The 26,206-nt window shown below is 70.2% G+C and carries 20 protein-coding genes; 11 read left to right on the top strand and 9 right to left on the bottom strand.

The features are described from left to right. Positions 1–56: 56 nt before the first annotated feature. The gene (locus GAS53_RS46305; protein WP_151483804.1) at positions 57–1,235 is read left to right on the top strand and encodes a helix-turn-helix domain-containing protein; all 1,179 of its coding nucleotides are present in this window, start codon (positions 57–59) and stop codon (positions 1,233–1,235) included. 95 nt (positions 1,236–1,330) lie between these two features. Then, entirely contained in the window at positions 1,331–1,816 is a 486-nt protein-coding gene (locus GAS53_RS46310) for a hypothetical protein (protein WP_151483805.1), read from the top strand. A gap of 143 nt (positions 1,817–1,959) precedes the next feature. Here the strand turns inward: GAS53_RS46310 and GAS53_RS57845 are convergent, their stop codons facing one another. Then, positions 1,960–2,091 (bottom strand): hypothetical protein, encoded by a 132-nt coding sequence (locus GAS53_RS57845; RefSeq protein WP_263974232.1) that lies wholly within the window; start codon positions 2,089–2,091, stop codon positions 1,960–1,962. 51 nt (positions 2,092–2,142) lie between these two features. Here GAS53_RS57845 and GAS53_RS46315 point away from each other — a divergent pair, with 51 nt between their 5' ends. After that, entirely contained in the window at positions 2,143–2,598 is a 456-nt protein-coding gene (locus GAS53_RS46315; RefSeq protein ID WP_151483806.1) for a bacteriocin immunity protein, read from the top strand. A 44-nt stretch (positions 2,599–2,642) separates the two neighbouring features. Here the strand turns inward: GAS53_RS46315 and GAS53_RS46320 are convergent, their stop codons facing one another. From GAS53_RS46320 to GAS53_RS46350, 7 genes are all read right to left on the bottom strand, one after another. Further along, entirely contained in the window at positions 2,643–3,146 is a 504-nt protein-coding gene (locus tag GAS53_RS46320; RefSeq protein ID WP_151483807.1) for a DUF1990 family protein, read from the bottom strand. Positions 3,147–3,237: 91 nt separating this feature from the next. Beyond that, on the bottom strand, positions 3,238–4,890 hold the full coding sequence (locus GAS53_RS46325) for a M4 family metallopeptidase (RefSeq protein WP_151483808.1): 1,653 nt from the start codon (positions 4,888–4,890) through the stop codon (positions 3,238–3,240). Positions 4,891–5,184: 294 nt separating this feature from the next. After that, positions 5,185–7,296, bottom strand: coding sequence for a M4 family metallopeptidase (locus GAS53_RS46330; RefSeq protein ID WP_225859534.1), 2,112 nt, complete (start codon positions 7,294–7,296; stop codon positions 5,185–5,187). 310 nt (positions 7,297–7,606) lie between these two features. Continuing rightward, positions 7,607–9,361, bottom strand: coding sequence for an ABC transporter ATP-binding protein (locus GAS53_RS46335; protein WP_151483810.1), 1,755 nt, complete (start codon positions 9,359–9,361; stop codon positions 7,607–7,609). Beyond that, the gene (locus GAS53_RS46340; protein WP_225859537.1) at positions 9,358–11,055 is read right to left on the bottom strand and encodes an ABC transporter transmembrane domain-containing protein; all 1,698 of its coding nucleotides are present in this window, start codon (positions 11,053–11,055) and stop codon (positions 9,358–9,360) included. Before GAS53_RS46340 ends, GAS53_RS46335 begins: the two co-directional genes overlap by 4 nt. A gap of 200 nt (positions 11,056–11,255) precedes the next feature. Further along, positions 11,256–13,190, bottom strand: coding sequence for an ABC transporter ATP-binding protein (locus GAS53_RS46345; RefSeq protein WP_151483812.1), 1,935 nt, complete (start codon positions 13,188–13,190; stop codon positions 11,256–11,258). Further along, positions 13,187–15,118: an ABC transporter ATP-binding protein gene (locus GAS53_RS46350; protein WP_151483813.1), complete on the bottom strand. Its 1,932-nt coding sequence runs from the start codon at positions 15,116–15,118 to the stop codon at positions 13,187–13,189. Before GAS53_RS46350 ends, GAS53_RS46345 begins: the two co-directional genes overlap by 4 nt. A 207-nt stretch (positions 15,119–15,325) precedes the next feature. Here GAS53_RS46350 and GAS53_RS46355 point away from each other — a divergent pair, with 207 nt between their 5' ends. Genes GAS53_RS46355 through GAS53_RS46370 form a run of 4 tightly spaced genes read left to right on the top strand, consistent with a single transcriptional unit; the run spans position 15,326 to position 18,908 of the window. Then, positions 15,326–16,240 (top strand): ABC transporter ATP-binding protein, encoded by a 915-nt coding sequence (locus GAS53_RS46355; RefSeq protein ID WP_225859535.1) that lies wholly within the window; start codon positions 15,326–15,328, stop codon positions 16,238–16,240. Beyond that, complete coding sequence (locus GAS53_RS46360; protein ID WP_151483814.1) at positions 16,237–16,986, top strand: ABC transporter permease; 750 nt, start codon at positions 16,237–16,239, stop codon at positions 16,984–16,986. Before GAS53_RS46355 ends, GAS53_RS46360 begins: the two co-directional genes overlap by 4 nt. 25 nt (positions 16,987–17,011) lie before the next feature. Next, a complete protein-coding gene (locus tag GAS53_RS46365; RefSeq protein WP_151483815.1) occupies positions 17,012–18,280 on the top strand; it encodes a sensor histidine kinase in 1,269 nt (422 codons plus the stop codon). Further along, positions 18,270–18,908, top strand: a complete 639-nt coding sequence (locus GAS53_RS46370; RefSeq protein ID WP_151483816.1) for a response regulator — start codon at positions 18,270–18,272, stop codon at positions 18,906–18,908. Before GAS53_RS46365 ends, GAS53_RS46370 begins: the two co-directional genes overlap by 11 nt. A gap of 166 nt (positions 18,909–19,074) precedes the next feature. On the opposite strand, the gene glgX is transcribed toward GAS53_RS46370, so the two are convergent. Beyond that, on the bottom strand, positions 19,075–21,357 hold the full coding sequence (glgX, locus tag GAS53_RS46375; protein ID WP_151483817.1) for a glycogen debranching protein GlgX: 2,283 nt from the start codon (positions 21,355–21,357) through the stop codon (positions 19,075–19,077). A gap of 223 nt (positions 21,358–21,580) precedes the next feature. Here glgX and GAS53_RS46380 point away from each other — a divergent pair, with 223 nt between their 5' ends. From GAS53_RS46380 to GAS53_RS46400, 4 genes are all read left to right on the top strand, one after another. After that, positions 21,581–22,813, top strand: a complete 1,233-nt coding sequence (locus tag GAS53_RS46380) for a L,D-transpeptidase (RefSeq protein WP_151483818.1) — start codon at positions 21,581–21,583, stop codon at positions 22,811–22,813. Between the two features lie 213 nt (positions 22,814–23,026). Continuing rightward, positions 23,027–24,277: a L,D-transpeptidase gene (locus GAS53_RS46385; protein ID WP_192583586.1), complete on the top strand. Its 1,251-nt coding sequence runs from the start codon at positions 23,027–23,029 to the stop codon at positions 24,275–24,277. 180 nt (positions 24,278–24,457) lie between these two features. After that, entirely contained in the window at positions 24,458–25,225 is a 768-nt protein-coding gene (locus GAS53_RS46395; RefSeq protein WP_151483819.1) for an enoyl-CoA hydratase/isomerase family protein, read from the top strand. A 275-nt stretch (positions 25,226–25,500) separates the two neighbouring features. After that, positions 25,501–26,109, top strand: coding sequence for an ATP-binding protein (locus GAS53_RS46400; RefSeq protein ID WP_404829417.1), 609 nt, complete (start codon positions 25,501–25,503; stop codon positions 26,107–26,109). Positions 26,110–26,206 lie beyond the last annotated feature (97 nt).

Consider the following 26,206-nt stretch of genomic DNA (forward strand, 5'->3'; position numbering starts at 1 on the left):
AGTGCCTCAGTGCGCGGGTACCGTTCCAGACGGCGAGTCAGGAACGGAGTTCCAGCATGGCCACGGGCAACGACACCAGGACCCGGATCATCGAGCAGCGCAAGCTGGCCGGGCTCACGCAGCAAGGGATGGCGCTGAAGGCGGGGTATTCCTACAGCCTGGTTCACCAAGTGGAAAGCGGACACAAGAACCCAAGTCCCGGATTTGTCGCGGCTGTTGCACGGGCGCTTCACATCGACGTCACGGTCCTCACCGGCCAGCCCTACATGACTGAGTTGCAACAGGACCGTCTGGCCGAACTCATCCGGCCCATCCGTGAGGCCCTCGATCTGTACGACCTCGGGGCTGACCCCGATCTGACCACTCGGAGCGCCGAGCAGCTGGTCGCAGGAGCGGCGGACTTGTGTCAGCGTGTACGTGCGACGCAGCTCAACAATGCGGCTCGCGCACTCCCCGAGCTCCTTGCCGAACTGACGACGGCCGCGTACCGCACACCGTCGACGGACCTGTGGGCCGCGCTCGGCTCGGCGTACCGCAGCGCCCACGACGTCACTGTGAAGCTCGGGTTCTACGACCTGTCCACCATCGCGCTGGATCGCATGGAGTGGGCGGCACAGCGCGCGTCGGATCCGCTGCTGTCCGCCGTCCGCCAGTACATGCGCGGGCTGGTGTACTTCCGGGAAGGCGAGCACACCATCGGGCTGCGCCTGATCGACGCCGGACACCGCGCGCTCGGGCAGGCCGACGAGACCACCGACGCCATGGCTGTTGCCGGGCAACTGCACTTGGGTGCCACGGTGATCGCCGCCCGAGCGCGTGACGAGAGCGCCGTACGGGCCCACTTGGACGAGGCGCGGCAGATCGCCGGGCGCACGGGCGAAGTCGGCCATGTGCACTGGCTCAGCTTCGGCCCGACCAATGTCGACTGCCACGAGGTGTCCGCGCTCGCCGAGAGTCGTGAGTACGGGAAGGCTCTGGAACGGGCGAAAAAGGTGGAACTGCCCAGTTCCTGGGCGATGTCTCGTCGGGCGCACTTCTACGTGGACCGTGCTCGAGCCGAGATGGAGACGGGCCGTTGCGAGGCGGCCCTGGGCTCCCTCCTCACTGCTCGGGAACTCGCACCCCAGCAGACCCGCTACCACCCCGGAGCCCGCGAAACGGTCCAGGGCCTCGTGCACCAGCAACGCCGAACCCCTGACACGCTGGGGCACATGGCGGCATGGATCGGCTTGTGACACCGACTGTCACCGAGGAGTGACACTCAGGCACCTTGCCTGCCGTCAGCCTGGTCTTGGACCTGATCAGCGATTGACGGCAGGGGCAACGACCAGTGGATGCTCGGGCGACGAACAGATTCATCAGCGAATGGCTGGCGCGAGCCCATCCTGTAGCAGCGCAGGCTCACGCCGAGTGGGCGAACCAGGGCGTCGCGCTGCTGCCCCTCGGCGGCCGGTTCGCCGCGGTGCGGATGAGGGCGGACATGGTGTTCGCCGCTCTCGGCTCCGAAGATCCGGACAAAGCGGCAGCGGCCATGGCAGACCTGTTAGCTGGCCCGGTCATCCACGACCACCGCAGCACGGGTGCCACGTACTACGCGCTGATCCAGGCACACGCCGGCATGGTCTGGGCGCACGAGGAAGCCGCGCCCTGCCTGGGCCAGGGAACCTATCTGGGCGTCCCGCGTATCGACCGCTGTGAGCCGCCCGGTACGTACTGGACCGTGCGACCGCGGTACGACGGGAACCTCTGCAGGCCTCGCTCCGTCGCTTTGCTCGTCCAGGCTGGTCACGAACGGCTCGCCGCTGGCCATAACTGACCTTTTTGCAAGGCCGCGGGGTCGTCGAACTGGTGCTGATCGACGACCCCGTTCATCCGGGCGGCAGAGTCGGCGGTCGGCTCGGCTTCGAACCGGCACCAGTTGGTTTCGAGTTCATAGGCATGCCACGAGGACGATCTCGATCACGAGCCCGCTGGTGCGAGGCGCTCGGCCACGGACGAGGCGGCAGGACCTGACGACAGCAGGCCGCACACGTTGTTGTCGATCTCCAGCCAAACGGGGTCGAGGCGGAGGCTGTCATCGGATATGTCCACGCTCCGATCGTGCCTGATACCGACCAGGGCGGCCACGCATAATTGCGGACCATGGACCTGCGCCCTGAGCTGCTTCCACCCCCCGTTGACAAGCGACAGCTTGACGAGATGTGCGCGGAGATCGAGCGAATCGGGGACCTGGTCAGTCGCGGTGAGGCAGTCGCTGCCTCCGCTGTCGCTGCGTTCAATGAGCGCACCGGTCATGACTACACGTTCGCCGACTTCGTCGGTTACTACGGTTGGCGCAGTCTGGAGGAGTTCGCTGCGGAAGCCGCCCGACCGGCATGGCCCAGGGTGCCCGGCATCACGCGTGAGGAACTCGTCGAAATCGTCTCCCGGATCCTGGCCGAAGACCCCGAGGCCGAGTACTACTTGCGGCTTCTCCGGGCCAACGCGCCTCATCCTCAGGTGAGTGACCTGATCTTCCATCCCTCGCCCGAACTGGAGGACGCTTCCCCGGAGGGGATCGTCGAAGCGGCGCTGAGCTACCGGCCGGTCGCGCTGTGATGCGTCAAGGCGTTTGACGGTGTTCCTGTGATGCCGTGACGACCCTACGCCTCGTCCACCCCAGCACACATCCGCCGCAACACCGCCCCACACCTTCGCGCATACGCATGCTGCAACCCCCGAGTCGCCGCCCCGCCGGCCCGTGCGTACCACTTCGCCGGGCGGCTGAACGCCGTGATCGTGAGCCAGACCGTGCCGTCGCCCGTGCGGTCGACGACGAAGGCCTCCTCGCCGCTCTCCGGGTGGCCCGGGAGCGTGCCGTAGGCCCAGCCGACGCGGCGGGGTTCGTCCACCGTCCAGACGATGCGGCAGGGGGCCTGCACCAGACCCAGGCCGACCGTCACGTCCACGCCGGGGGCCGCCTGCGGCGCGTCCGTTGTGATCTTGACGCCCACCGCTCTGTGGAGTTCCCAGGTCATGACCGCCTGGGTCGCCATCTTGAAGAGGTCGTGGCCCTCGCCGATGCGGGTGCGGACGTGCAGGGGGTGGAAGCCGGGTGGGCACCGGCCGTCGCGGGTCGCGCCCACGTCCTCGTACGTGAAGGGCATGGGAACCAAGGGTAGGGCGGTACCCGGGAATGCCTTCGCCCCGGGTACCGCCCTACCCCTTACAGCCCAACTACAGCCAATTACGCGAGCGTCAGTTCACGTTGACCGCGGCCCAGGCCGCCTGAACCGCCTTGTACTCCGTGCTCGTCGTGCCGCCGTACAGCGCCGACGTCGCGTTCAGCGTCGCCGTGCGGGCGCCCGCGTACTTCGTCGTGGACGTCATGTACTCGGTCAGCGCCTTGTACCAGATCTTGACCGCCTTGTCGCGGCCGATGCCGGTGACCGTGGAGCCGTTCGACGTGGGGGAGTTGTAGCTGACCCCGTTGATCGTCTTGGCGCCGCTGCCCTCCGAGAGGAGGTAGAAGAAGTGGTTCGCCGGGCCCGAGGAGTAGTGGACGTCGATGCCGCCCAGGTTGGAGGACCACGCGTCCCTGGACGAGCCGTCCTTGCTCGGCTTGTCCATGTAGCGCAGCGGGCTGCCGTCGCCGTTGATGTCGATCTTCTCGCCGATGAGGTAGTCGCCGACATCGGACGAGTTGGCCGCGTAGAACTCCACCGCCGTGCCGAAGATGTCCGACGTGGCCTCGTTCAGGCCGCCCGACTCGCCGCTGTAGTTCAGGCCCGCTGTGTTGGACGTGACGCCGTGGGTCATCTCGTGGCCCGCGACGTCGATCGACGTGAGCGGCTTCGCGTTGCCCTCGCCGTCGCCGTACGTCATGCAGAAGCAGCTGTCGCTCCAGAACGCGTTGACGTACGCGTTCCCGTAGTGGACACGGGAGTAGGCGGCCTTGCCGTCGTTCTTGATGCCGCTGCGGCCGAGGACGTTCTTGTAGAAGTCCCAGGTGACCTGGGCGCCGTAGTGCGCGTCGACGGCGGCGGTCTGCGTGTTGGAGGCCGCGCCGGTGCCCCACGTGTCGTCCGCGTCGGTGAAGAGGGTGCCGGTGCCGGACGTACCGCGGTTGAGGTTGTACGTCTTGTTGGCGCCGCGGGAGGTGTCGTTCAGCTGGTACGTCGAGCCCGAGAGCGAGGTGCCGATGGTGACCTTGCCGGCGTACTGGCTGTTGCCGGTGCCGGTCTGGATCGCCTCCCACTCGTACAGCTTCTTGCCTGTCTCCGCGTCGGTGATGACGTGCAGCTGCTGCGGGGTGCCGTCGTGCTGGAAGCCGCCGACGACCGTCTCGTACGCGAGGGCCGGGGTCCCGCTCGCCGCCCAGACGACCTTGCGGGGCGCCTTGTCGGCCGCCGACTTGGTGCTGCCCTCGGCCTTCGCGGCCTTCAACGCCTGCTTCTCGGCAGTGGACTTGGTGATGTCCGGGGTGACGTCGGAGACCTTGATGGCGGCCTTGGTCGCCTTGGTGATGCTCTCCGTCCTGCCTGACTTCGTCTCGTGGATGACCAAGTCGCCGCCGAGGACGGGGAGTCCGTCGTACGTGCGCTCGTAGCGGGTGTGCGTCGTGCCGTCCGCGTCCTGGACGACGTCTCTGACGACCAGCTTCTCCTTGGCGCCGAGACCTATCTCGTCGGCCGTCTCCGCCGTGGCGGCGTCGGCCTTCTGGATGAGGCCCGTACGGGCTGCCGCGGACAGCTGGACCGGAGCCGCGGCGAGGGTCGTCTCGCCGGACCGCTCGACCGGGGACTGGGCGGTGGCACCGGTGGTCAGACCGGTGGTGATGAGGGCTCCGGCCGCGACAGCGGTGGCGATGGCCAGAGTGGTGCGCTTGCGACGCGCGTAGAGGGGGGTCACACAAGCTCCTTCGTGGGGGGTGTCCGGCCGGCATGGGGGACCGGTCGGGCGGTTGTGAAGTTGCGGTGCGGGTGTGCCGTGCGGGGTGAACGTTGCCAGGCAGGTCGCGTACATGTCAGTGGGGCGAATAAAGGTTGGCCGGAAATCGTCCGGTGCCCGAAGATCCGAGTACGCATTGCGGACTTGATCTCCAGCAAAGCGACGGCAAAGGCGGGGGAAGGGCGCGGCAAAGAGGGCGCCGCTCCGGGGAGTTGGATCTCCGGGACGGCGCCCTGTTCGTGCTGGGCCCGCGAGCTAGCTCTGCGGGAAGGTGATCTTCCAGCCGTTGATGGTGCCGACGTCCTGCGCCGCCTGGTCCTGCACCTTCAACTGCCAGGTGCCGTTGGCGACTTCGGAGGACGCGTTGACGGTGTACGGCTCGTTGACGTCGTCCGCCGAGTCCGAGGAGCTGAAGGGCTTCAGCCGGTAGCTCGTGCCGTCCGGCGCCACCAGGTCGATGACCAGGTCACCGCGCCAGGTGTGGGTGATGTCCGGTGTGACGACGAGGTTCGTGGGCGCGTTGCCGGCCTGACCGGAGACGGTGATCGACGAGGTGACCGCCGCGCCGTTGTCCGGAATCGATACCGGCGTCGTGTTCTCGAACGACGTACCGCCGCCACCGCCGTCGCCGGGCCGCGCGCCGACGTTGATGCCGGCCCAGGCGTTCTGCACCGCCGTGTACTCGGCGCTTTCGGTGCCGTACAGCTCACCTGCGACCGCGAGCGTGCCGGTGCGGGCCCCCGCGTAGTTGGTCGTCGAGGTGAACTTCGTGGTGAGTGCCTTGAACCAGATCAGCGCGGCCTTGTCGCGGCCGATGCCGGTGACGGGCAGACCGTCGGAGGTCGGCGAGTCGTACGCGACACCGTTGATGGTCTTGGCGCCGCTGCCCTCGCTCAGCAGGTAGAACCAGTGGTTCGCCGGGCCCGAGGAGTAGTGGACGTCGATCGAGCCGATGCCCGAGTACCAGCTGTCCTTGGAGTCGCCGTCCTTGCTCGGCTTGTCCATGTAGCGCAGCGGGGTGCCGTCGCCGTTGATGTCGATCTTCTCGCCCACCATGTAGTCGCCGACGTCGTTCGCGTTGTCGGCGTAGAACTCGACGGCCGCGGCGAAGATGTCGGAGGTCGCCTCGTTCAACCCGCCCGACTCACCGCTGTAGTTGAGGCCCGCGGTGTTGGAGGTGACGCCATGCGTCATCTCGTGCGCGGCCACGTCGATCGACGTGAGCGGTTTGGCGTTGCCCGAGCCGTCGCCGTACGTCATGCAGAAGCAGGAGTCCTGCCAGAAGGCGTTGACGTAGTTGTTGCCGTAGTGGACCCGGGAGTACGCGCCGACGCCGTCACCGCGGATGCCGTTCCTGCCCTGGACGTTCTTGTAGTAGTCCCAGGTCAGCGCGGCTCCGAAGTGGGCGTCCGCGCCCGCCGTCTCCAGGTTGGACGCGGCGCCGTTGCCCCAGACGTCGTCCGTGCCCGAGAAGAGCGTGCCGGTGCCCGACGTGCCGCGGTTCAGGTTGTTCGTCCTGTGGTTGCCGCGGTCCGTGTCGGAGAGGGTGAAGTTCGACCCGGACTGGGCGGTCCCGAGGGTCACCGTGCCGCTGTACTGGGTGTTGCCGGTGCCGTTGTCGACGCCCTGGTACTCGTACAGCTTCTTGCCGGTGGCCGCGTCCGTGATGACGTGCAGCTCGTTCGGGGTGCCGTCGTGCTGCAGGCCCCCGACCACCGTTTCGTACGCGAGAGTCGGCTTGCCGCTCGCCGCCCAGATCACCTTGCGCGCCCGGTCCGCCTCGGTCTTCTTCGAACCCTCCGCCGCTGCGGCCTTGAGGGCCTGCTTCTCGGCGGTCGCGGGTTTCACCGCGGCACTGGTGGTGAGGCCCTTGAGGTGGGCCTTGACCGCGCGCGTAACCCCCTCGGTCTTCCCCGACTTGGCGGTGTCGACGACCAAGTCGCCGCCCAGGACGGGGAGTCCGGCGTACGTGCGCTCGTAGCGGGTGTGGACCGTGCCGTCGGCGTCCTTGATGACGTCACGGACGACGAGCTTCTCCTTGGCGCCCAGGCCCAGTTCCTCGGCGGTGTCCGCCTTGGCGGAGTCGGCGTCGCGTATCAGCTCGGCGCGCTGGGCGGGGGAGAGCTTGACGGCCAGGGCGCCCTTGTCGAGCTTGCCCGGCGCGGGCTTGGCGTCGGCGGTCGCGGCGCCCGTCTGGACGGCCGCGGCGAGCAGGGCGGCGACGGCGACGAGCGCGCCGGCGGCCGCCTTGCGCCGGGCCGAGCGGGACGCGAATGCGGTCCGGGGGGTGCCTGCGGTGGGGGAGGTGTCTGCGGGGGAGGTGCCTGCGGTGCGGGGGGTGCGTCTGTGGGAGGTGCGTCTCAACACGGACTCCTTCTGCGTGGCCACGGATCGCGCGGCCAGGGGGGACCGGACGGTCGGGACCCGTCCGGGCAGAACAAGGCGGAACGCGGAACCACTTGCATGAGGCACGTGCGGGCGTGCGTGGGGGTCGCCACGGCACAGCGGTGCGCTTGTGGGGTTGCTGTGGAGTGGTCGTGGGAAGAGTGGCAGGAGATTGCCGCCGCTGTCAGGTGCGCATCAAGAACTTGGCCGGAAACGGTTCGTTGTCCGGGTGGTCATGTTCGGTATACGGATGCTTCATCTGGCGGTGGGCGCTGCTCCGGCGGGCGCCGGTTCAGGAAGGTCCCGGCCTCTCGCCGTGCCACGAGTGCCACAGCGCCGCGTACGCCCCGTCGGCCGCCACCAGGCTGTCGTGGGTGCCGAGTTCGGTCAGGAGGCCGTTCTCCATCACGGCCACCCGGTCCGCGTCGTGGGCGGTGTGGAGGCGGTGGGCGATGGCGATGACGGTGCGGCCTTCGAGGACGGCGGCCAGGGCTCGCTCGGTGTGGCGGGCGGTCGTCGGGTCCAGGAGGGCCGTGGCCTCGTCGAGGATCAGCGTGTGGGGGTCCGCCAACACGACGCGGGCCAGGGCGAGTTGCTGGGCCCGCGAGCCGTCGGCACTCCGGTTGCCGGAACCCAGCTCGGTGTCGAGGCCGTCCGGCAGCTCCTGCACCCAGTCGTCGGCGCCGACCGCCGCCAGAGCCGCCCACAACTCGGCGTCCCCGGCGGAGGGTTCGGCGATGAGCAGATTGTCGCGGACCGTCCCGAGGAACACGTGGTGCTCCTGGGTGACGAGGACGACCTGCCGCCGCAGCTGCTCCGGATCCAGGTCGACGATCGGCACCCGACCCACCGTCACCGAGCCGGAGCGCGGCGCGTCGATGCCCGCGAGCAGCCGGCTCAGCGTGGTCTTCCCGGCACCTGAGGGCCCGACGACGGCGAGCCGCTCCCCGGGCCGCACGGTCAGATCGACCCCGCGCAGCACCTCGCCCCCGCGGTCGTACGAGTACCGCACATCCGTCACGTCGATCCGGTCGTCCACCGGGGCGGGCGAACCGGACGGAACGGCACGCGGGGCCCGGCCGAGGCCCTCCACACGGGCGAACGAGGCGCCGCTGCTCTGCAGTTGCTCCACCCGCATCAGGATCGCGTCGAGCGGCGACTCCAGCTGCCGCAGATACAGGGCCGCCGCGACCACGGCACCCAGACTCATCGCGCCTCGCTCGTGCAGCGCTCCGCCGACCAGCAGCACGACGGCCACGGGAAGGACGTACGAGACCTCCACGACCAGGAAGAACACGGTCCGCAGGTACAGCGTGTACATCCGCGTGCGACGGGACGTCTCCAGCGCGTCCCGGCTCGCGGCGATCCGCCGGCCCTGCAGTCCGAACGCCTCGACCGTGCGCGCGCCGGAGGCCGTGGCCGTGAGGATCTCGGCGACCTCCGACGTGGCGGCGCCCTCGGCGAGATAACCGGCGCGTGCCCGGCGCAGATACCAGCGCAGGGCGAACCAGATGCCCGCCTGGGCGAGCACCGCGCAGCAGCCGAGCAGCGGGTCGAGCGCGAAGACCGCGCCCAGGATGAACAGGCACTGGACCGAGCAGATCAGCAGCTCGGGACCGGCGTCGCGCAGAGTCGTACCCACCGTGGCGACGTCGGCGGTGCCGCGGGCCGTCAGATCGCCCGTGCCCGCCCGCTCCACGGCCGAGGCGGGCAGCGCGAGCGTCCGCTCGACGAACTCCTCGCGCACCCGCGCCAGCGTCCGCTCCCCGAACCGGTGCCCCACGTACCGGGCGCCGCGCGCCAGCAGCAGCTGCGCCAGCGCACACACCAGGATGACCAGCGCCAGCCGGTCCACGACGGCCACGCCGCCGCCGGCCCGCACCTCGTCGATGATGCGGCCCAGCAGCCAGGGGCTGACCAGACCGGCAACGGCGGCGAGCGCGTTCAGGACGAGCACGGCGGTGAAGGCGCGGCTGTCCGCGCGGATCAGCCGTCCCGCGGCCCTGCGTACGTCGGCCGGTTCGGCGACGGGCAGCTGCGCGGTCATCGCAAGGCCTCCTCTGCGTCCAGGTCTGTGTCGTTCGTGCCCGCGCCGTCGACATCCCTGTCGTTCGCGCCTTCGCCTTCGACACCCGTGTCGTTCACGTCTGCGCCATCGATATCCGTGTCGTACGTGTCGTCAGTGTCGCGGGCCACCAGCGCGCGGTATCCCGGCTCCTCGTCGAGGAGTTCGCGATGGCCGCCGACGGCCGCGACCTTGCCGTCGACCAGGTAGTACACGGTGTCCACCCGGTCGAGTACGAGCGGGGAGGTGGTGGTGACGAGGGTCGAGCGGCCGGAACGCGCGGCGCGCAGCCGGGCGGCGACGGCGGCCTCGGTGTGCGCGTCGAGCGCCGAGGTGGGCTCGACGGCGAGCAGCACCTCGGGGTCGGCAAGGAGCGCCCGCACCAGGCGTACGCGCTGTCGCTGGCCTCCGGAGAGACTGCGGCCCTGCGCGTCGACGGCCGAGTCGAGCCCGTCCGGCAGCCCGAGCACGATGTCGTCCGCCACCGCCGCGTGTACGGCCCGGCCGACGGCCTCCTCATCGTGGTCCCCGCGCCCGGAGACCAGGTCGCGCAGGGTGCCCGCGAACAGGTCGGCCTCGTTGTCCGCGACCAGGATGCGCTCCCGGACCTGCGGCAGGGCGATCCCGTCGAGGCGTACGCCGCCCCAGGTCGCCGCCGACGGGGCGTACCGGCCGAGCCGGTCGACCACGGCGGCGGACTCCGCCGGACGGGCGCCGACCAGCGCGGTCAGCCTGCCGGGTGCCACCCGGACGCCGGACTGCGGATCGTGCAGCACGGAGGGCTCCGCCGGAGCGTCCACGGCGGTGCCGCCCGTGGCCATCGGCTCCAGGGCCAGGAACCGTACGACGCGCCGGGCGGCCACCACGCCCCGGCTGATCTGATAGCCGCACTCGACCATGAAGGCAACCGGGGCCACGAGGACCGCGACATAGCCGTACACGGACACCAACTCGCCGAGGGTGATGTCGCCTTGCGCGGCAAGCCGGGCCGCCAGCCAGGTCACGACAGCCAGGAACACCGTCGGCAGCCCGACGCCGAGCGCCTGGATCCAGCTGGTCACCGCCCCGACCCGGTACCCCTGCGCCCGCAGCTTCTGCGAGTCGCGGCGGAAGCCGTCGGCGAACAGCCCTTTGCCGCCAAGGCCGTTGAGGACGCGTAGACCGCCCGCGAGGTCGCCGATCCGCGCGGTCAGCACGCCCTGCCGCTCGCGGTACTCCGTCTCCGAGCCCCGCAGCCGTCCCATCAGCGGACCGACGAGTACGGCGGTCACCGGCACCCCGAGCAGGACCACCGCGGCCAGCGGCAGCGAGACCGACAGCAGCATCCCCGCCACGACGGCGTAGGCGACGACCGCGCCGACTCCCGGGCCGACGACGGTCAGGGACTGGCTGATCGTCTGCACGTCGCCGACGCCGATGGTGACGACCTCTCCGGCAGCGGTCTGCCGCGACAGCGCGGCACCCAGCCGGGTTGCCTGCCCGATCACGACCTTCACCGTACGGAAGTTGGCGTCCATCCGGAGCCTGGTCATGGTGCGGTGCCGCATGATGCTCAGCCAGGAGTTGAACACCCCGAGGCCCAGCAGTGCGCCGGTCCAGCCGGCCAGCGCGGCCTGGTCGCCCGGCTCCAACCCGTCGTCGATCGCACGGGACAGCAGATACGGCGTCAGCGCCATGAGGACCAGCCAGACGCTGCCCAGCAGAGCGCCGGCGGCGGCCCGGCGCGGCTGGCTGGCGATCAGCCACCACCAGTACCGGCCTCCACTGCGACAGTCGGGTTCACCTGGATCTCCGTACGTGTCAACCGGCCGCCGCACCCGCTGTTCTCCCCTCGCCCCGCCCGCTTCTGTGACTGCCTGCGTGTGCCGCCCCGCCGCTACACGAGGCTGTCCCGCCACGCCTGGTGCAGATCCGCGAACCTGCCCGTGTCCGCTATGAGTTGGGCCGGGCTGCCGTCCTCGACGATGCGGCCGTGCTCCATGACCAGCACGCGGTCGGCGATCTCGACGGTCGACAGGCGGTGGGCGATGACGACCGCCGTACGGCCGCGCAGGACCGTGTGCATCGCGCGCTGGACGGCCCGCTCGCCCGGCACGTCCAGGGAACTGGTGGCCTCGTCGAGGATGAGGACCGCCGGGTCGGCGAGCAACGCCCGGGCGAACGCCACGAGTTGGCGCTGACCGGCCGAGATGCGCCCGCCCCTCTTGCGTACGTCCGTGTCGTAGCCGTCCGGCAGGGCGCTGATGAAGTCATGGGCGCCGATGGCCTTCGCGGCCCGCTCGATGTCCTCGCGGGAGGCGTCGGGGCGGCCGATGGCGATGTTCTCGGCGACCGTGCCGGAGAAGAGGAAGGCCTCCTGCGTCACCATCACCACCCCGCGGCGCAGTTCGCGCACCGAGAGTTCGCGCAGGTCGACGCCGTCGAGGAGGACCCGGCCGGCCGTGGGGTCGTAGAAGCGGGCCAGGAGCTTGGCGAGCGTCGACTTGCCCGCGCCCGTGGAGCCGACCACGGCGACCGTCTGGCCCGCCGGGAGGGTCAGCGAGAAGGGCGGGAGTACCTCGCCGCCAGTGCGGTACGCGAAGCGGACGTCGTCGAAGACGACCTCGCGGCCCGGGTGTTCGGAGGCGAGCTCCGGCAGAGCCCTCGGCTCCGCCGGCTCGGGCACCGAGGGGACCTGGGCCAGCAGGCCCGCGATCTTCTCCAGCGAGGCGGCCGCCGACTGGTACGAGTTGAGGAACATGCCGAGCCGGTCGATCGGGTCGTACAGCCGGCGCAGGTACAGGACCGCCGCCGCCAGCACGCCCAGCGCCAGCGAGCCCGACGCCACCCGGTGGGCGCCCCACAGCACGATGCCCGCGACCGCCGTGTTGGCGACGAGGCGGGAGCCGACGACATAGCGGGCCATCTCCAGAATGGCGTCGCCGTTGATGCGTTCGTGGCGGCTGTTGAGCGTGTGGAAGTCCGCGTCGTTGACGGCCTCGCGGCGGAACGCGCGCACCGGGCGGATGCCGTTCATCGTCTCCGCGAACTTCACGATCACGGCGGCGATCGCGGTCGAGCGGAGGCCGAAGATCCGTCCTGCGCGATGCCGGTAGAGCCGGATGAGGAGATACAGCGGCACGAACGAGGCCACCGCGACCGCGCCGAGGCCAAGGTCGAGCCAGAGCAGCAGCGCCGAGATGTAGACGAACGACAGGACGACGGTGATGAGCTCCTGGAGGCCCTCGCTGAGCAGCTCGCGCAGCGACTCGACGTCCGTCGTGGAGCGCGAGATGAGCCGGCCCGAGGTGTACCGCTCGTGGAAGTCGACGCTCAGCGCCTGCGCGTGCCGGAAGATCCTGCCGCGCAGGTCCAGCAGCACGTCCTGGTTGACACGGGCGGACGCGAGGACGAAACCGTACTGGAGCGCGCCGGCCGCCGCCGAGGCCAGTACGTAGGCGACCGCCACGGCGATCAGCGGACCGCGGTCGTCGTCGCGGAGGGCCGGTACGGCCCGGTCGATGGCGTACGCCACGAGCAGCGGGCCCGCCTGCACGGCCGCCTGCTGGAGCAGGAGCAGGACCGCCGCGAGGACGACGCGGGCCTTGAGCGGCGAGAGCAGGGAGCGCAGGAGGGTGGACGTCGCGCGCGGGGGAGCGGGGAGGGAGTCGCGGTCGAAGGGATCGCCGTCGAAGGGATCGCCCTCCTTGTGCGGGGGCGGTGCGGGCCGGGCCGCGTCGTGCTTGCTGCTCCCGCTGGCCTTGTTGCTTCCGTTGTTTCGGTTGTTCTCGTTGTTGTCGTCGGTCGGCGCGGTGGTCGTGGGCGCCGTCATCGGTTGTCCCCCTCGGTGGTCTCTGCCGTCCTTGCCGGCTCTGTCGTCTCCGTCGCGCCGGACATCAGCCAGGCGTACTCCACGCTCGTACGCAGCAGTTCGTGGTGCGTGCCGACGGCGGCGATGCGGCCTTCCGAGAGCAGGGCCACGCGGTCGGCGAGCATGACCGTGGACGGGCGGTGGGCCACCACCAGGGCGGTCGTCTCGGCGAGGACGCGGCGCAGGGCGGCCTCGACGAGGGCTTCCGTGTGGACGTCCAGGGCGGACAGCGGGTCGTCCAGGACGAGGAAGCGGGGGCGGCCGACCACTGCCCTTGCCAAGGCGAGGCGTTGGCGCTGGCCGCCGGAGAGGCTGAGGCCCTGCTCGCCCACCTGGGTGTCCGTGCCCTGGGGGAGCGCGTGGACGAAGTCCGCCTGCGCGACGGCCAGGGCGCGGTTCAACTCGGCCTCGCCCGCGGCGTCCTCGGCGCCCATGAGGACGTTCTCGCCCACGGCGGCGGAGAACAGGGTGGGCTCCTCGAAGGCGACCGCGACGAGCTCGCGCAGCGAATCCCGGGGCATCTCGGTGATGTCCACGCCGTCCAGCGTTATGCGGCCGCGCGTGACCTCGTGCAGCCGGGGGACGAGCGCGGTGAGCGTCGTCTTTCCGCTGCCGGTGCCTCCCACGAGAGCCATGGTCTCGCCGGGGCGGATGTGGAGATCGATGCGGTCGAGTATGGGGGCGCTGTGGGCGGGGGCGTCGGGGTAGCGGAACTGGACGGCATGGAAGCGGAGTCCGCCGTTGGCGTTGGCGTTGGCGTTGGCGTTGGCGTTGGTCTTGGTCTTGGTCTTGGTCTTGGCGCCCGCGTCCGCGATCGCCGTCGCGCCCTCGCCGCGTCGCGTGGCGCCGACCCCGGACTCCGGCTCCGCGTCCATCACCTCGAAATAGCGCTCCGTCGCCGTGGCCGCCTCCTGGCTCATGGCCAGCAGGAAGCCGATCGACTCGACGGGCCACCGCAGGGCGAGAGCGGTGGACAGGAAGGCGACCAGCGTGCCGGCGGACAGGGCACCGTCGGCGACCTGCACCGTGCCGAGCACGAGCGCCGCGCCGATGGCGAGTTCGGGCAGCGTGGTGATCGCGGCGAAGATGCCGGCGAGCAGGCGCGCCTTGGCGAGTTCCGTACCGCGCAGCGTCCGGGAGAGGTCCCGGAAGGCGAGGGCCTGGCTGCGATGGCGCCCGAACCCCTTGATGATCCGGATGCCGAGCACGCTCTCTTCGACGAGCGTCGTCAGATCGCCGACCTGGTCCTGCGCCCGCCGCGCCACCTTCGAGTACCGCTTCTCGAAGAGCCAGCAGACGACCATCACGGGCACGGCGGGCGCGAGCAGTACGAGCCCGAGCGTCCACTCCTGGGCCAGCATGATGATGACGCCCACGAGAATCGTCACGCTGTTGACCAGCAGGAACGTCAGCGGGAACGCGAGGAACATGCGCAGCAGCATCAGATCCGTCGTGCCCCGGGACAGCAACTGGCCCGAGGACCAGCGGTCGTGGAACGCGACGGGCAGCCGCTGCAGATGCCGGTACAGATCCGCCCGCATCGCCGCCTCGACCCCGGCCAGCGGCCGAGCCACCAGCCACCGCCGCAGCCCGAAGAGCACCGCCTCGGCGAACCCGAGCAGCAGCAGATACAGCGCCCCGAGCCACACCCCGCCCGTGTTCCGGTCGGCCACCGGTCCGTCCACGATCCACTTCAGAACGAGCGGGATCACCAGCCCCGTGCACGAGGCGACGATCGCGACGACCCCCGCCGTGAGCAGCCGGACGCGCACGGGCCGTACGTACGGCCACAGGCGCAGCAGGCCGCGTACGGCGGAACGGCTCTTGGCCGGCTCGGTTTCTCGGGCTTCCTCGGCGAGTGTGTCGGTGGGTGTGGGTGTCGTCGGCATCAGCTGTGAGCCTACGGATCGGCACTGACAACGCCCACCGAGTTTTGGCCGGTACCGGGTCCGCTTCTGGTCCTACGACCTGCGTGTTCGAGGGGTCGTACGACGCCGGGGCCGGGGGGTCTTACGAGGCCATCAACCGATCGGTTGATGGCCGCTCGAGCGCGATGGCCGATGTGGGCGGACCCGCCCCGCCGGGACCCTCGGGGTATGCCAGTCATACCCGTCATCGAAGTCAGCGACCTGCGTAAGTCCTACGGCGGCCGGGCCGTCGTCGACGGCGTCTCCTTCGCCGTCGAGGAGGGCGAGATCTTCGGCGTCCTCGGCCCGAACGGCGCGGGCAAGACCACCACCGTCGAATGCGTCGAGGGCCTGCGCGTGCCCGACACGGGCCGCGTCCGCGTCACCGGCCTCGACCCCGTCACCGACCACGAGGCCACCCGCCGCGTCCTGGGCGCCCAGCTCCAGGAGAGCGAACTGCAGGCCAAACTCACCGTCCGCGAGGCCCTGGAGCTGTACGCGGCCTTCTACCCCAGCCCGCTCGACTGGCGGCCCCTCGCCGAACGCCTCGGCCTCACCGACAAACTCACCACGCGCTTCGCCAAGCTCTCCGGCGGCCAGAAGCAGCGCCTGTTCATCGCGCTCGCCCTCATCGGCAACCCCCGGATCGTCGTCCTCGACGAACTGACCACCGGCCTGGATCCGCGGGCCCGCCGGGACACCTGGGAACTGATCGAGGACATCCGCGCGAACGGTGTCACCGTCCTCCTCGTCACCCACTTCATGGAGGAGGCGCAGCGCCTGTGCGACCGGATCGCCGTGATCGACAAGGGCCGGATCGCCGCCCTGGACACCCCGGCCGGCCTGATCCGCCGCTCGGCGGGCGCCACCGTCATCAGCTTCACCCCGTCCGCGCCGCTCGACGACGGTGACCTGAACGCGCTGCCCGCGCTCGCGTCGATCGAGCACAAGGACGGCCGTCTCACCCTGTCCGGCACCGACGAGACGGTGAACGCCGTCATCACGCTCCTCGCCCGCATGCACATCACCGCCCACCAACTCCGTGTCACCGACGCCACGTTGGACGACGCGTTCCTCGACCTCACGAAGGAGGCAGCGGCATGAGCACGGCCCTCGTCAACACCGCCGTACTGAAGACCGAGGCCCGCCTCTTCCGCCGGGAACCCAGCGCCCTGTTCTGGATCCTGCTGTTCCCCACGCTGCTGCTGGCGATCCTCGGCACCATCCCGGACTTCCGCGACCCGGACCCCACCTTCGACGGGCTGCGCGGGGTCGACGTCTACGTCCCGATCACCGTGCTGCTCGGCCTGATCGTCGGCGGACTCCAGTCGATGCCCCAGGCCCTCACCGGCTACCGCGAGCGCGGCATCCTGCGCCGGATGTCCACCACGCCCGTACGGCCCTCCGCCCTGCTGTCCGCGCAGATGCTGGTACACGGCGGGGCCGCCCTGGCCTCGGCGCTGCTCGCCCTCGCGGTCGGCCGGTTCGCCTTGGACGTACGGCTGCCGCGGCAGGGCCTCGGATACGCCGTGGCCCTGATCCTGGCTGTCCTGGTCGCCCTCGCCCTGGGCTCGGTGGTCTCCGCGCTGTCCCGGACGACGAAGATCGCGACCGCCGTCGGGACCTCCCTCTTCTTCCCGTCGATGTTCTGCGCGGGCGTGTGGCTGCCGCTGCAGGCCATGCCGGACCTGATGGCCCGAGTCGTCGGCTACACCCCGTTCGGCGCGGCGGCGCAGGCGCTGAATCAGGCGGCGGCGGGCGACTGGCCGGGCTGGGACCACCTGGGGGTGCTCGTCGCCTGGACGGTTCTGCTCACGGCGGCGGCGTCGCGCTGGTTCCGCTGGGAATAGGTGACCGGCCGTGCAGACTGGTGAGATGACCGCGGTGGACCGGCACATCGAGAAGCGGTGGGAGCAGTTCCACACCTGGGGTCCGTACGCGCTGCTCGGTTTCTCCACCGTCCTCTCGGCCTTCACCACCGAACTGCTGGACGGCCCGGGCGAGCGGTACGCGGCCGGGGCCCTGGTCGTCGCCGCGCTCGCGCTCCAGTTGTGGTGGGACCGGAGCCGCTCCCGCCGGACCGGCCGCGGGATGACACCCACCAGGGTCGGGACGTCGTACTACGTCGTGCGCTGGGTGATCGCCTTCGCCCTCACCTGGATCAACCCGTTCTTCGCGTTCTACGCGGTCACGGGCTACTTCGACGCCGACAAGCTGATCCCGGGCAGGCGCAGGCAGCGGCTCGCCATGGTCCTCACCTCGATCGTCGTGGCCGGCTCGCAGTCCGGCGGGCTGCCGCCGAAGAGCGGGGGCCAGTGGGCGGTGTTCGCCGGGCTCCTGGTGGTGAACAACGCGCTGCTGATGGCGGTCGCCCACCTCACCGAGCAGGAGGAGATCCGCTCCCAGGCCCGGGCGGCCACCATCGCCGAACTCGAACGCACCAACACCGCCCTGCAGCAGGCCCTCGACGAGAACGCCGCCCTGCACGCCCAACTCCTCGTCCAGGCAAGGGAGGCCGGGGTCGCCGACGAGCGCCGCCGCCTCGCCGCCGAGATCCACGACACCCTCGCGCAGGGCCTGACGGGGATCATCGCCCAGCTCCAGGTCGTGGCGAACACCCCCGACCGGGATGCCGCCGCGGAGCATCTCGACCGGGCCGCCGCCCTGGCCCGGCACAGCCTCGGCGAGGCGCGCCGCTCGGTACAGAACCTCGCCCCGGTGGCGCTCGCGAACGACGGCCTGCCCGAGGCCCTGAAGAAGACGGTCACCGAATGGGCCGAACGGACGGGCATCCGCGCCGAGTTCACGGTGACGGGCACGGCGGAGGTGCTGCACGACGAGGTCTCCGCCACGCTCCTGCGCATCGCTCAGGAGGCCCTCTCCAACGCGTCCCGGCACGCCCACCCCACCCGTCTGGGCGTCACACTGTCCTTCATGGGCGACGAGGTGATCCTCGACGTACGGGACGACGGCCGGGGCTTCGACCCCCTCACCCGCGCCGAGCGCACCGGCACCGGCGGCTTCGGCGTCCCCGGCATGCGCGCCCGCGCCGAACGCATCGCCGGCTCCTTCACCGTCGAGTCGGAGCCGGGCCACGGTACGGCCGTGTCGGCTCGCGTACCGTTGGTCCGCGATGACCGCTGACGCCGCCCCCATCTCCCTCCTGATCGTCGACGACCATCCCGTCGTACGCGACGGGCTGCGCGGCATGTTCGAGTCCGTGCCGGGTTTCGTGGTGCTGGGCGAGGCGTCGAACGGGGTGGAGGCGGTGGCCCGGGCGACGGCCCTGGACCCCGACGTGATCCTGATGGACCTCCGGATGCCGGGCGGCGGCGGGGTCGACGCGATCGCGGAGCTCACCCGGCGTGGTGCCCGCGCCAAGGTGCTGGTTCTGACCACGTACGACACGGACACGGACACGCTGCCCGCGATCGAGGCGGGCGCGACCGGCTACCTCCTCAAGGACGCGCCCCGGGACGAGCTCTTCACCGCCGTGCGTGCGGCGGCGGAGGGGCGTACGGTCCTCTCTCCGGCCGTCGCGACCCGGCTCGTCTCGGCGGTCCGTACCCCCGCGGGCGGCCCCCTCTCCACCCGCGAACGCGAAGTCCTCGCGCTCGTCGCCAAAGGCACGTCGAACCGTGAGATCGCCCGGGTCCTGTTCATCAGCGAGGCCACGGTGAAGACCCATCTGACCCACCTGTACGCCAAACTGGGCGTGAACGACCGGGCGGCGGCGGTGGCGGTGGGGTACGAGCGGGGCATCCTGGGGTAGCCGTTTTCGCCCGGGCCGCGAAAATTCAGCTCCTTGGGGGCACCTCCCAGCGGTAGCTGGGGGAGTTTGAGGAGCGGGGGTCCAGGGGGCAGAGCCCCCTGGCGGGGTCTGGGGCGGAGCCCCAGAAGGATGGGACGGGTAGGGGCGGCGGGGGCGAAAACACCCCTCACCCCACCACCCGCAGCAGCAGAACCGCCCGAGCCGGCACAGTGATCGCCACCCCCGCCCGATGCACCACCCCCGGCGCCTCCGCCTGCTCCTCCCGCGACGTATCGACGACGACCTCGTACCCGTCCGCCCACGGCGGCCCGGGAAGGACGAAGCTCGCGGGCCGGTCGCCCGCGTGCAGCACGGCCAGGAAGCTGTCGTCCGTCACAGGCACACCCCGCGCGTCCCGCCCGGGTATGTCGCGCCCGGACAGGTACATCCCCAGGGTCGCCGCAGGCGCGTACCAGTCCCGCTCCGTCATCTCCGTGCCCCGCGCCGTGAACCACGCCAAGTCCCGCAACCCGTCCACCGAATGCGCCCGCCCCGAGAAGAAGGCCCGCCGCCGCAGCACAGGATGGGCATGGCGGAGGGCGATCAGACGGGAGGTCAGGTCGAAGAGGGCCCGCCAGCCGGGCTCCTCCAGCAGAGCCCAATCGACCCAGCTGATCTCGTTGTCCTGGCAGTAGGCGTTGTTGTTGCCCCGCTGGGTCCGCCCGAACTCGTCACCGGCGACCAGCATCGGCACCCCCGTGGACAGCAGCAGAGTCGTCAGCAGATTGCGCAACTGACGCCGCCGCAGACCCCGTACACGCGCGTCCTCCGTCTCCCCCTCGGCCCCGGAGTTCCACGCCCGGTTGTCGTCGGTACCGTCCCGGTTCCCTTCCCCATTGGCGTCGTTGTGCTTGCGCTCGTACGACACCAGGTCCCGCAGCGTGAATCCGTCATGAGCGGTCACGAAGTTCACCGAGGCGTACGGCCGCCGCCCGCCCCACGCGTACAGGTCGCTCGACCCCGACAGCCGGTACCCGAGGTCCCGCACGTCCGGCAGCGCGCCCCGCCAGAAGTCCCGTACGGCATTGCGATAGCGGTCGTTCCACTCGGTCCACAACGGCGGGAACGCCCCCACCTGATAGCCCCCGGACCCCACGTCCCACGGCTCGGCGATCAGCTTCACCCGCCGCAGTACGGGATCCTGCGCGATCACGGCCAGGAAGGGGGACAGCATGTCGACGTCGTGCATGGAGCGCGCCAGCGCGGCCGCCAGGTCGAACCGGAAGCCGTCCACCCCCATCTCCGTCACCCAGTAGCGGAGCGAGTCCGTGATCAAGCGCAGCACATGCGGCTGCACCACGTGCAGCGTGTTCCCGCAGCCCGTGTAGTCCGCGTACCGCCGCGCGTCGCTCTGCAGCCGGTAGTAGCCGCGGTTGTCGATGCCGCGCAGCGACAGCGTCGGGCCCAGCTCGCCCGCTTCCGCCGTGTGGTTGTAGACCACGTCGAGGATGACCTCGATCCCGGCGGCGTGCAGCGCGCGGACCATGCGCCTGAACTCGCCGACCTGCTGCCCGGTGGTTCCGGAGGCGGCGTACGCGGCGTGCGGCGCGAAGTATCCGATCGAGTTGTAGCCCCAGTAGTTCTTCAGGCCCCGCCGCAGCAGATGGTCCTCGTGCGCGAACTGGTGCACCGGCAACAGCTCGACCGCCGTCACCCCGAGCCGCACGAGATGCTCGATCGCCGCCGGGTGCGCCAACCCCGCGTACGTGCCCCGCAGTTCCTCCGGGATCCCGGGGTGCAGCTTCGTGAACCCCCGCACGTGCAGCTCGTAGATCACCGAGTCCGCCCACGGCGTCTTCGGGCGGCGGTCGTCCGCCCACTCGTCGTCGGGTGCGTCATCGTGGACGACGACACCCTTGGGGACGTACGGCGCGGAGTCCCGGTCGTCGCGCACGGTGTCCGCGACCTGCTGCTGCGGCCAGTCGCGCACATGCCCGTACACCTCGGGCGGCAGACTGAAGTCACCGTCCACGGCACGGGCGTACGGGTCGAGGAGCAGCTTCGCGGGGTTCCAGCGGGCGCCGGTCCACGGGTCCCAGCGGCCGTGCACACGGAAGCCGTACCGCTGTCCGGGCCGTACGCCGGGCACGAAGCCGTGCCAGATCTCATGGGTCAGTTCGGTGAGGGGGACCCGGATCTCGGAGCCCTCGCCGTCCTCCCCGCCCTCGTCGTCGAAGAGGCACAGCTCGACGGACTCGGCCCCGCCCGCCCACAGCGCGAAGTTGGTACCCGAGACGCCGTCGGGCCCGGTCCTGAAGCGCGCCCCGAGCGGGGTCGGCGCACCCGGCCACACGGACACGGCAGGAGCCGTACGCCGCGTGCCGTTCAGCACGGGGGACGACTGTGCGGGCAGCCCGCCTTCTGGGGCGCGCCCCTCCGGCACTGCCTCCTGCTCGGCTGCGCTCGACACCTCACGGCCTCCTGCGGCTCGGTTGGAACGACGCGAAGGGAGCACACAGCGTCCCAGCCGCTGCTCCCCGTCGCGTCGTCCTCCCCACTGTTCTGCCCAGAGCCGGGCTCGCACTCACGTTTCCCCAGGAGGACCTGAGGGTCTCGGGGAAGTGAGGCACGCTCCCACGCGGGCGCGGAAACGCACCCCACTTCCCCGAGACCGCTTGATCGTTGGTCCTCACGTGATGCACGCACAGACGCGCGCGCGGCGCGCAGGGGCCGCGCTGGCCGCCGTACTGACATGGGCAGGTCTGCTGGCCGGAGCCGCGGGATGCACCTCGCACGGCGTGGACGGGATGCTCGGCAAGCCCCGTTCGCCCGAGGAGACGATCCGCGTCTCACCGGACGACGGCAGCAAGGCCGTACGCCCCGAGGAGGGCCTGAAGGTGCGGGTGCGGACCGGGCGCCTGGAATCGGTGAAGGTCGTCAAGTCCCAGGACGCGCAGGAGTCCCCGGTGCCCGGCCGGATCGGCGAGGACGGCATGACCTGGCAGCCCGACGACCCGAAGCTCGCCCTCGCCGCCAAGTACACGATCGACGCGGTCGCGCTCGACGGCCACGGCCGGCGGGTGGCCCGGCACGCGACGTTCACGACGCACGTCCCCGACGAGCGCTTCATCGGATACGTCATGCCGGAGAACCGCTCCACCGTCGGCACCGGCATGATCGTGTCGCTGGAGTTCAACCGCGAGATCGAGAACCGCGCGGCGGTCGAGCGCGCCATCCGCGTGACGTCCGTACCGAAGGTGGAGATCGCCCCGCACTGGTTCGGCAGGGACCGCCTGGACTTCCGGCCCGAGAAGTACTGGAAGCCGGGCACTAAGGTCACCGTCTCGCTGCGGCTGCGGGACGTCGAGGCGAACCCGGGCGTGTACGGGCTGCAGTACAAGACCTTCTCGTTCACGGTCGGCCGCAGCCAGGTCAGCCGTGTCGACGCCGCCGAGCACACCATGGAGGTACGCCGCGACGGCGAGCTCCTCGCCACCGTGCCGATCACCGCGGGCGCCCCCAAGAGCACGACGTACAACGGGAAGATGGTCGTCACCGAGATGCTCGAGGTGACCCGGATGAACGGCGCCACGGTCGGCTTCAAGCGGCCCGACGGCAAGGGCGAGTACGACATCCCGGACGTCCCGCACGCGATGCGCCTCACCACCTCAGGGACCTTCCTGCACGGCAACTACTGGGCCGAGGGCGTCTTCGGTACCGCGAATGTCAGCCACGGCTGCGTGGGCCTGCGCGATGTGAAGGGCGGCAGCTCCGCGACCCCGGCGGGCTGGTTCTTCGACCGCAGCCTCATCGGTGACGTCGTCGAAGTCGTGAACAGCAATGACAAAAAGGTCGCTCCTGACAACGGCCTCGGCGGGTGGAACATGGGCTGGAAAGCCTGGAAAGCGGGCTCCGCGGTGAAGTAGACCGACATAGGGGTACGCACATGAGGGGGCCGGCAGCACCCTGAACGGCCAAGGTTGGGGCGAGGTTTGGGACCGAACAGTGACCATCCCGGGAGGCCGTCGCCTCGGGCGGTGTGATTAATTAGCGCGATACCCGCGTGGGACGCGGTGTGAGCTGCAGTGGCGCGATGCGCAGTACGGGCCTGACCATGGCCGTGCGAGGGGAGACAGAACTTGAACGGGCGACCGATATCGGGGGCGTCGGTTGGCGCGCGGACACGGAGCGGTAAGGGGGCCCTGGCACTGCTGCTGGGGGTACTTCTGCTCGTCGTGACCGCATGCGGCGGGGGAGGGGGAGGGGACTCGGACTCCAAGTCCGGCTCGGGGAAGGGCAAGGACAAGGATTCCAGCCAGACGGACACGAAGGTCTCGCAGGCGGTCGTGACCATAGCCCCGAAGGACGGCGCCGACGACGTCAAGACCAGCGGCGCGCTCAAGGTGACGGTGGCCAAGGGCATCCTGAGCGAGATCACGGTCGAGGACACCAAGGGCAACGAGGTCGACGGCAAGATATCGGGCGGTGACACCTGGACGCCGTCCACCCACCTCGCCGCGGCCACCAAGTACAAGGTCCACGCTGTGGCCAAGGACTCCGAGGGCCGTGAGGCCGCCGAGGAGTCCGCGTTCACCACGCTGACCCCGAAGAACACCTTCGTCGGCATCTTCACGCCCGAGGACGGTTCCAAGGTCGGCGTGGGCATGCCCTTCTCGGTCCGCTTCACCCGGGGCATCACGAACCCCGAGGACGTCGAGAAAGCGATAGACATCAAGACCGAGCCGGCGGTCGACGTCGAGGGGCACTGGTTCGGCAACGACCGCCTCGACTTCCGCCCCGAGAAGTACTGGAAGCCCGGTACGAAGGTCACGGTCAGCCTCAACCTCAACGGCGTCGAGGGCCGGCCCGGCGTCTACGGCGAGCAGGCCAAGACCGTGAAGTTCACGATAGGCCGCAGCCAGGTCTCCACCGTCGACGTCAAGACCAAGAAGATGACGGTGAAGCGCGACGGCAAGGTCATCAAGACCATCCCGGTGACGACGGGCAAGCCCGGCTACGAAACCTGGAACGGCCAGATGGTCATCACCGAGCGCCTCGAGGTGACCCGTATGAACGGCGAGACGGTCGGCTACGGCGGCGAGTACGACATCAAGGACGTACCGCACGCCCAACGCCTGACCACCTCCGGCACGTTCATCCACGGCAACTACTGGGGCGGCGATGCCTTCGGCAACTACAACGCCAGCCACGGCTGCATCGGCCTGCGCGACGTGCGCGGGGGCTACGACGGCAAGATCGCCGCGGCCTGGTTCTTCAACCGGTCGATGATCGGCGACGTGGTGGTCGTGAAGAACTCCAACGACCGGATCGTGGACCCGGACAATGGGCTGAACGCCTGGAACATGTCGTGGGAGAAGTGGAAGGCGTAATCCTTTCGGAGCCTTCGGAGCCTTCGGAGCCTTCGGAGCCTTCGGAGCCTTCGGAGCCTTGGGGGACGAGGGCGACGCCGAGCGCGGCCCTTTGAGACCGTACGGCCCCGGTGTGCTGCTCACTGCTCTGTGACGCAGCACACCGGGGCCGTTGCCGTTAGCCCCCGTTAACCTGCCCTCATGACTGTGCATCTCGAAGTCGCCGAAGGCGTCGGCACGATCCGCCTCGACCGTCCGCCCATGAACGCGCTGGACGTCGCCACACAGGACCGCCTCAAGGAGCTCGCCGAGGAGGCCACGCGCCGCGAGGACGTGCGCGCGGTGATCCTCTACGGCGGCGAGAAGGTGTTCGCGGCGGGCGCGGACATCAAGGAGATGCAGGCCATGGACCATACGGCGATGGTCGTACGCTCCCGGGCCCTGCAGGACTCCTTCACCGCCGTGACCCGTATCCCCAAGCCGGTCGTCGCCGCGGTCACGGGGTACGCGCTGGGCGGGGGCTGCGAGTTGGCGCTGTGCGCCGACTTCCGCATCGCCGCGGACAACGCGAAGCTGGGCCAGCCGGAGATCCTCCTCGGGCTGATCCCGGGCGCGGGTGGCACCCAGCGCCTGTCCCGCCTCATCGGCCCCTCCAAGGCTAAGGACCTCATCTTCACCGGCCGCATGGTCAAGGCCGACGAGGCGCTGTCGCTCGGCCTGGTGGACCGGGTCGTGCCGGCCGACGAGGTGTACGCCGAGGCGCACACGTGGGCCGCGAAGCTTGCCCAGGGGCCGGCGCTCGCGCTCCGCGCGGCCAAGGAGTCGGTCGACGCGGGTCTGGAGACGGACATCGAGACCGGGCTCGCGATTGAACGCAACTGGTTCGCGGGGCTGTTCGCGACGGAGGACCGGGAGCGGGGGATGCGGAGCTTCGTGGAGGAGGGTCCGGGCAAGGCGAAGTTCCTCTGACGCGGCTCTGACGCGGCTCTGGCGGCACATGGTGGCGTCTGGTCGCGTCCGGGGGGCCTCTGGCGGCGCCTGGCGGCGCTTGGCGGTGCCGTGAAACTCACACTCCAAGTCCCGCTGATCCACTTGCAGTTGACTCGATGTCTTACCCGTGTCCCCCGAAGGAGCGGTTTATCGCAGTCTTAAGGCAGCCTTAAGGCTGCCTTGTCGGTGGAGTCGGGCGATTGCCCGCGAGAGAGCCGTTCCAGCAGGCCAGATGGGCTGTGATGCTCGTCGAACTGCCTGTGGCATATGCCGATCGAATTGAGTGGAATGGGGGGTTCCGGGGGGCGTATTCCTCCGGAACGCCCCCGGAGAGGCTTCTGGGCGGCCATGATGGGGTCATGGCGGGGCTGGAGGGTATCGAACAGCCGCGGCGGCACGGGAGTGCGACCGCGGCGCGCTGGTCGCCTGCGGTCGAGGACGAACACGCGCTGAAGGCGCTGGAGTTGTTCGGGAACCCGACGGAGGCCGAGGTGCCGTTGCCGTCCCGGCCCGAGTCCGCGGCCACCGCTCGTCGGCTCACCCAGGTCGTGGTTCTGCGCCACTGGGGGCTCACGCCGAAGATGACCGAGGACGCCGTGCTGCTGGTCTCGGAACTCGTGGGCAACGCCGTGCGCCACACGGGGGCCCGCGTCTTCGGGCTCCGCATGCGTCGTCGCCGGGGGTGGATCCGGGTGGAGGTCCGTGATCCCTCCCGTGGCCTCCCCTGTCTCATGCCGGTCCAGGAGATGGACGTCAGCGGCCGCGGCCTCTTCCTCGTCGACAAACTCTCCGACCGCTGGGGCGTCGACCTCCTGCCTCGCGGCAAGACCACATGGTTCGAGATGCGAGTCGCTGACCGCTAGGGCCGCGCCGGGTTTTTCTCGCCCCCGCCGCCCCTACCCGTCCCATCCCTGGGGGCTGCGCCCCCAGACCCCCGCTATCGGCCTGAACGGCCTCGTC

The organism is Streptomyces albicerus (genome assembly GCF_008905045.1).
Classification (GTDB): domain Bacteria; phylum Actinomycetota; class Actinomycetes; order Streptomycetales; family Streptomycetaceae; genus Streptomyces; species Streptomyces albicerus.

What these genes read in the sequence shown, in the direction of transcription:
- GAS53_RS46365 (WP_151483815.1), top strand. Translation starts at nt 17,012, where the DNA reads ATGACCGCGGTGGACCGGCACATCGAGAAGCGGTGGGAGCAGTTCCAC.
- GAS53_RS46360 (WP_151483814.1), top strand. Translation starts at nt 16,237, where the DNA reads ATGAGCACGGCCCTCGTCAACACCGCCGTACTGAAGACCGAGGCCCGC.
- GAS53_RS46355 (WP_225859535.1), top strand. Translation starts at nt 15,326, where the DNA reads ATGCCAGTCATACCCGTCATCGAAGTCAGCGACCTGCGTAAGTCCTAC.
- GAS53_RS46335 (WP_151483810.1), bottom strand. Translation starts at nt 9,361, where the DNA reads ATGACCGCGCAGCTGCCCGTCGCCGAACCGGCCGACGTACGCAGGGCC.
- GAS53_RS46350 (WP_151483813.1), bottom strand. Translation starts at nt 15,118, where the DNA reads ATGCCGACGACACCCACACCCACCGACACACTCGCCGAGGAAGCCCGA.
- GAS53_RS46305 (WP_151483804.1), top strand. Translation starts at nt 57, where the DNA reads ATGGCCACGGGCAACGACACCAGGACCCGGATCATCGAGCAGCGCAAG.
- GAS53_RS46345 (WP_151483812.1), bottom strand. Translation starts at nt 13,190, where the DNA reads ATGACGGCGCCCACGACCACCGCGCCGACCGACGACAACAACGAGAAC.
- GAS53_RS46320 (WP_151483807.1), bottom strand. Translation starts at nt 3,146, where the DNA reads ATGCCCTTCACGTACGAGGACGTGGGCGCGACCCGCGACGGCCGGTGC.
- GAS53_RS46395 (WP_151483819.1), top strand. Translation starts at nt 24,458, where the DNA reads ATGACTGTGCATCTCGAAGTCGCCGAAGGCGTCGGCACGATCCGCCTC.
- GAS53_RS46370 (WP_151483816.1), top strand. Translation starts at nt 18,270, where the DNA reads ATGACCGCTGACGCCGCCCCCATCTCCCTCCTGATCGTCGACGACCAT.
- GAS53_RS46340 (WP_225859537.1), bottom strand. Translation starts at nt 11,055, where the DNA reads ATGGCGCTGACGCCGTATCTGCTGTCCCGTGCGATCGACGACGGGTTG.
- GAS53_RS46315 (WP_151483806.1), top strand. Translation starts at nt 2,143, where the DNA reads ATGGACCTGCGCCCTGAGCTGCTTCCACCCCCCGTTGACAAGCGACAG.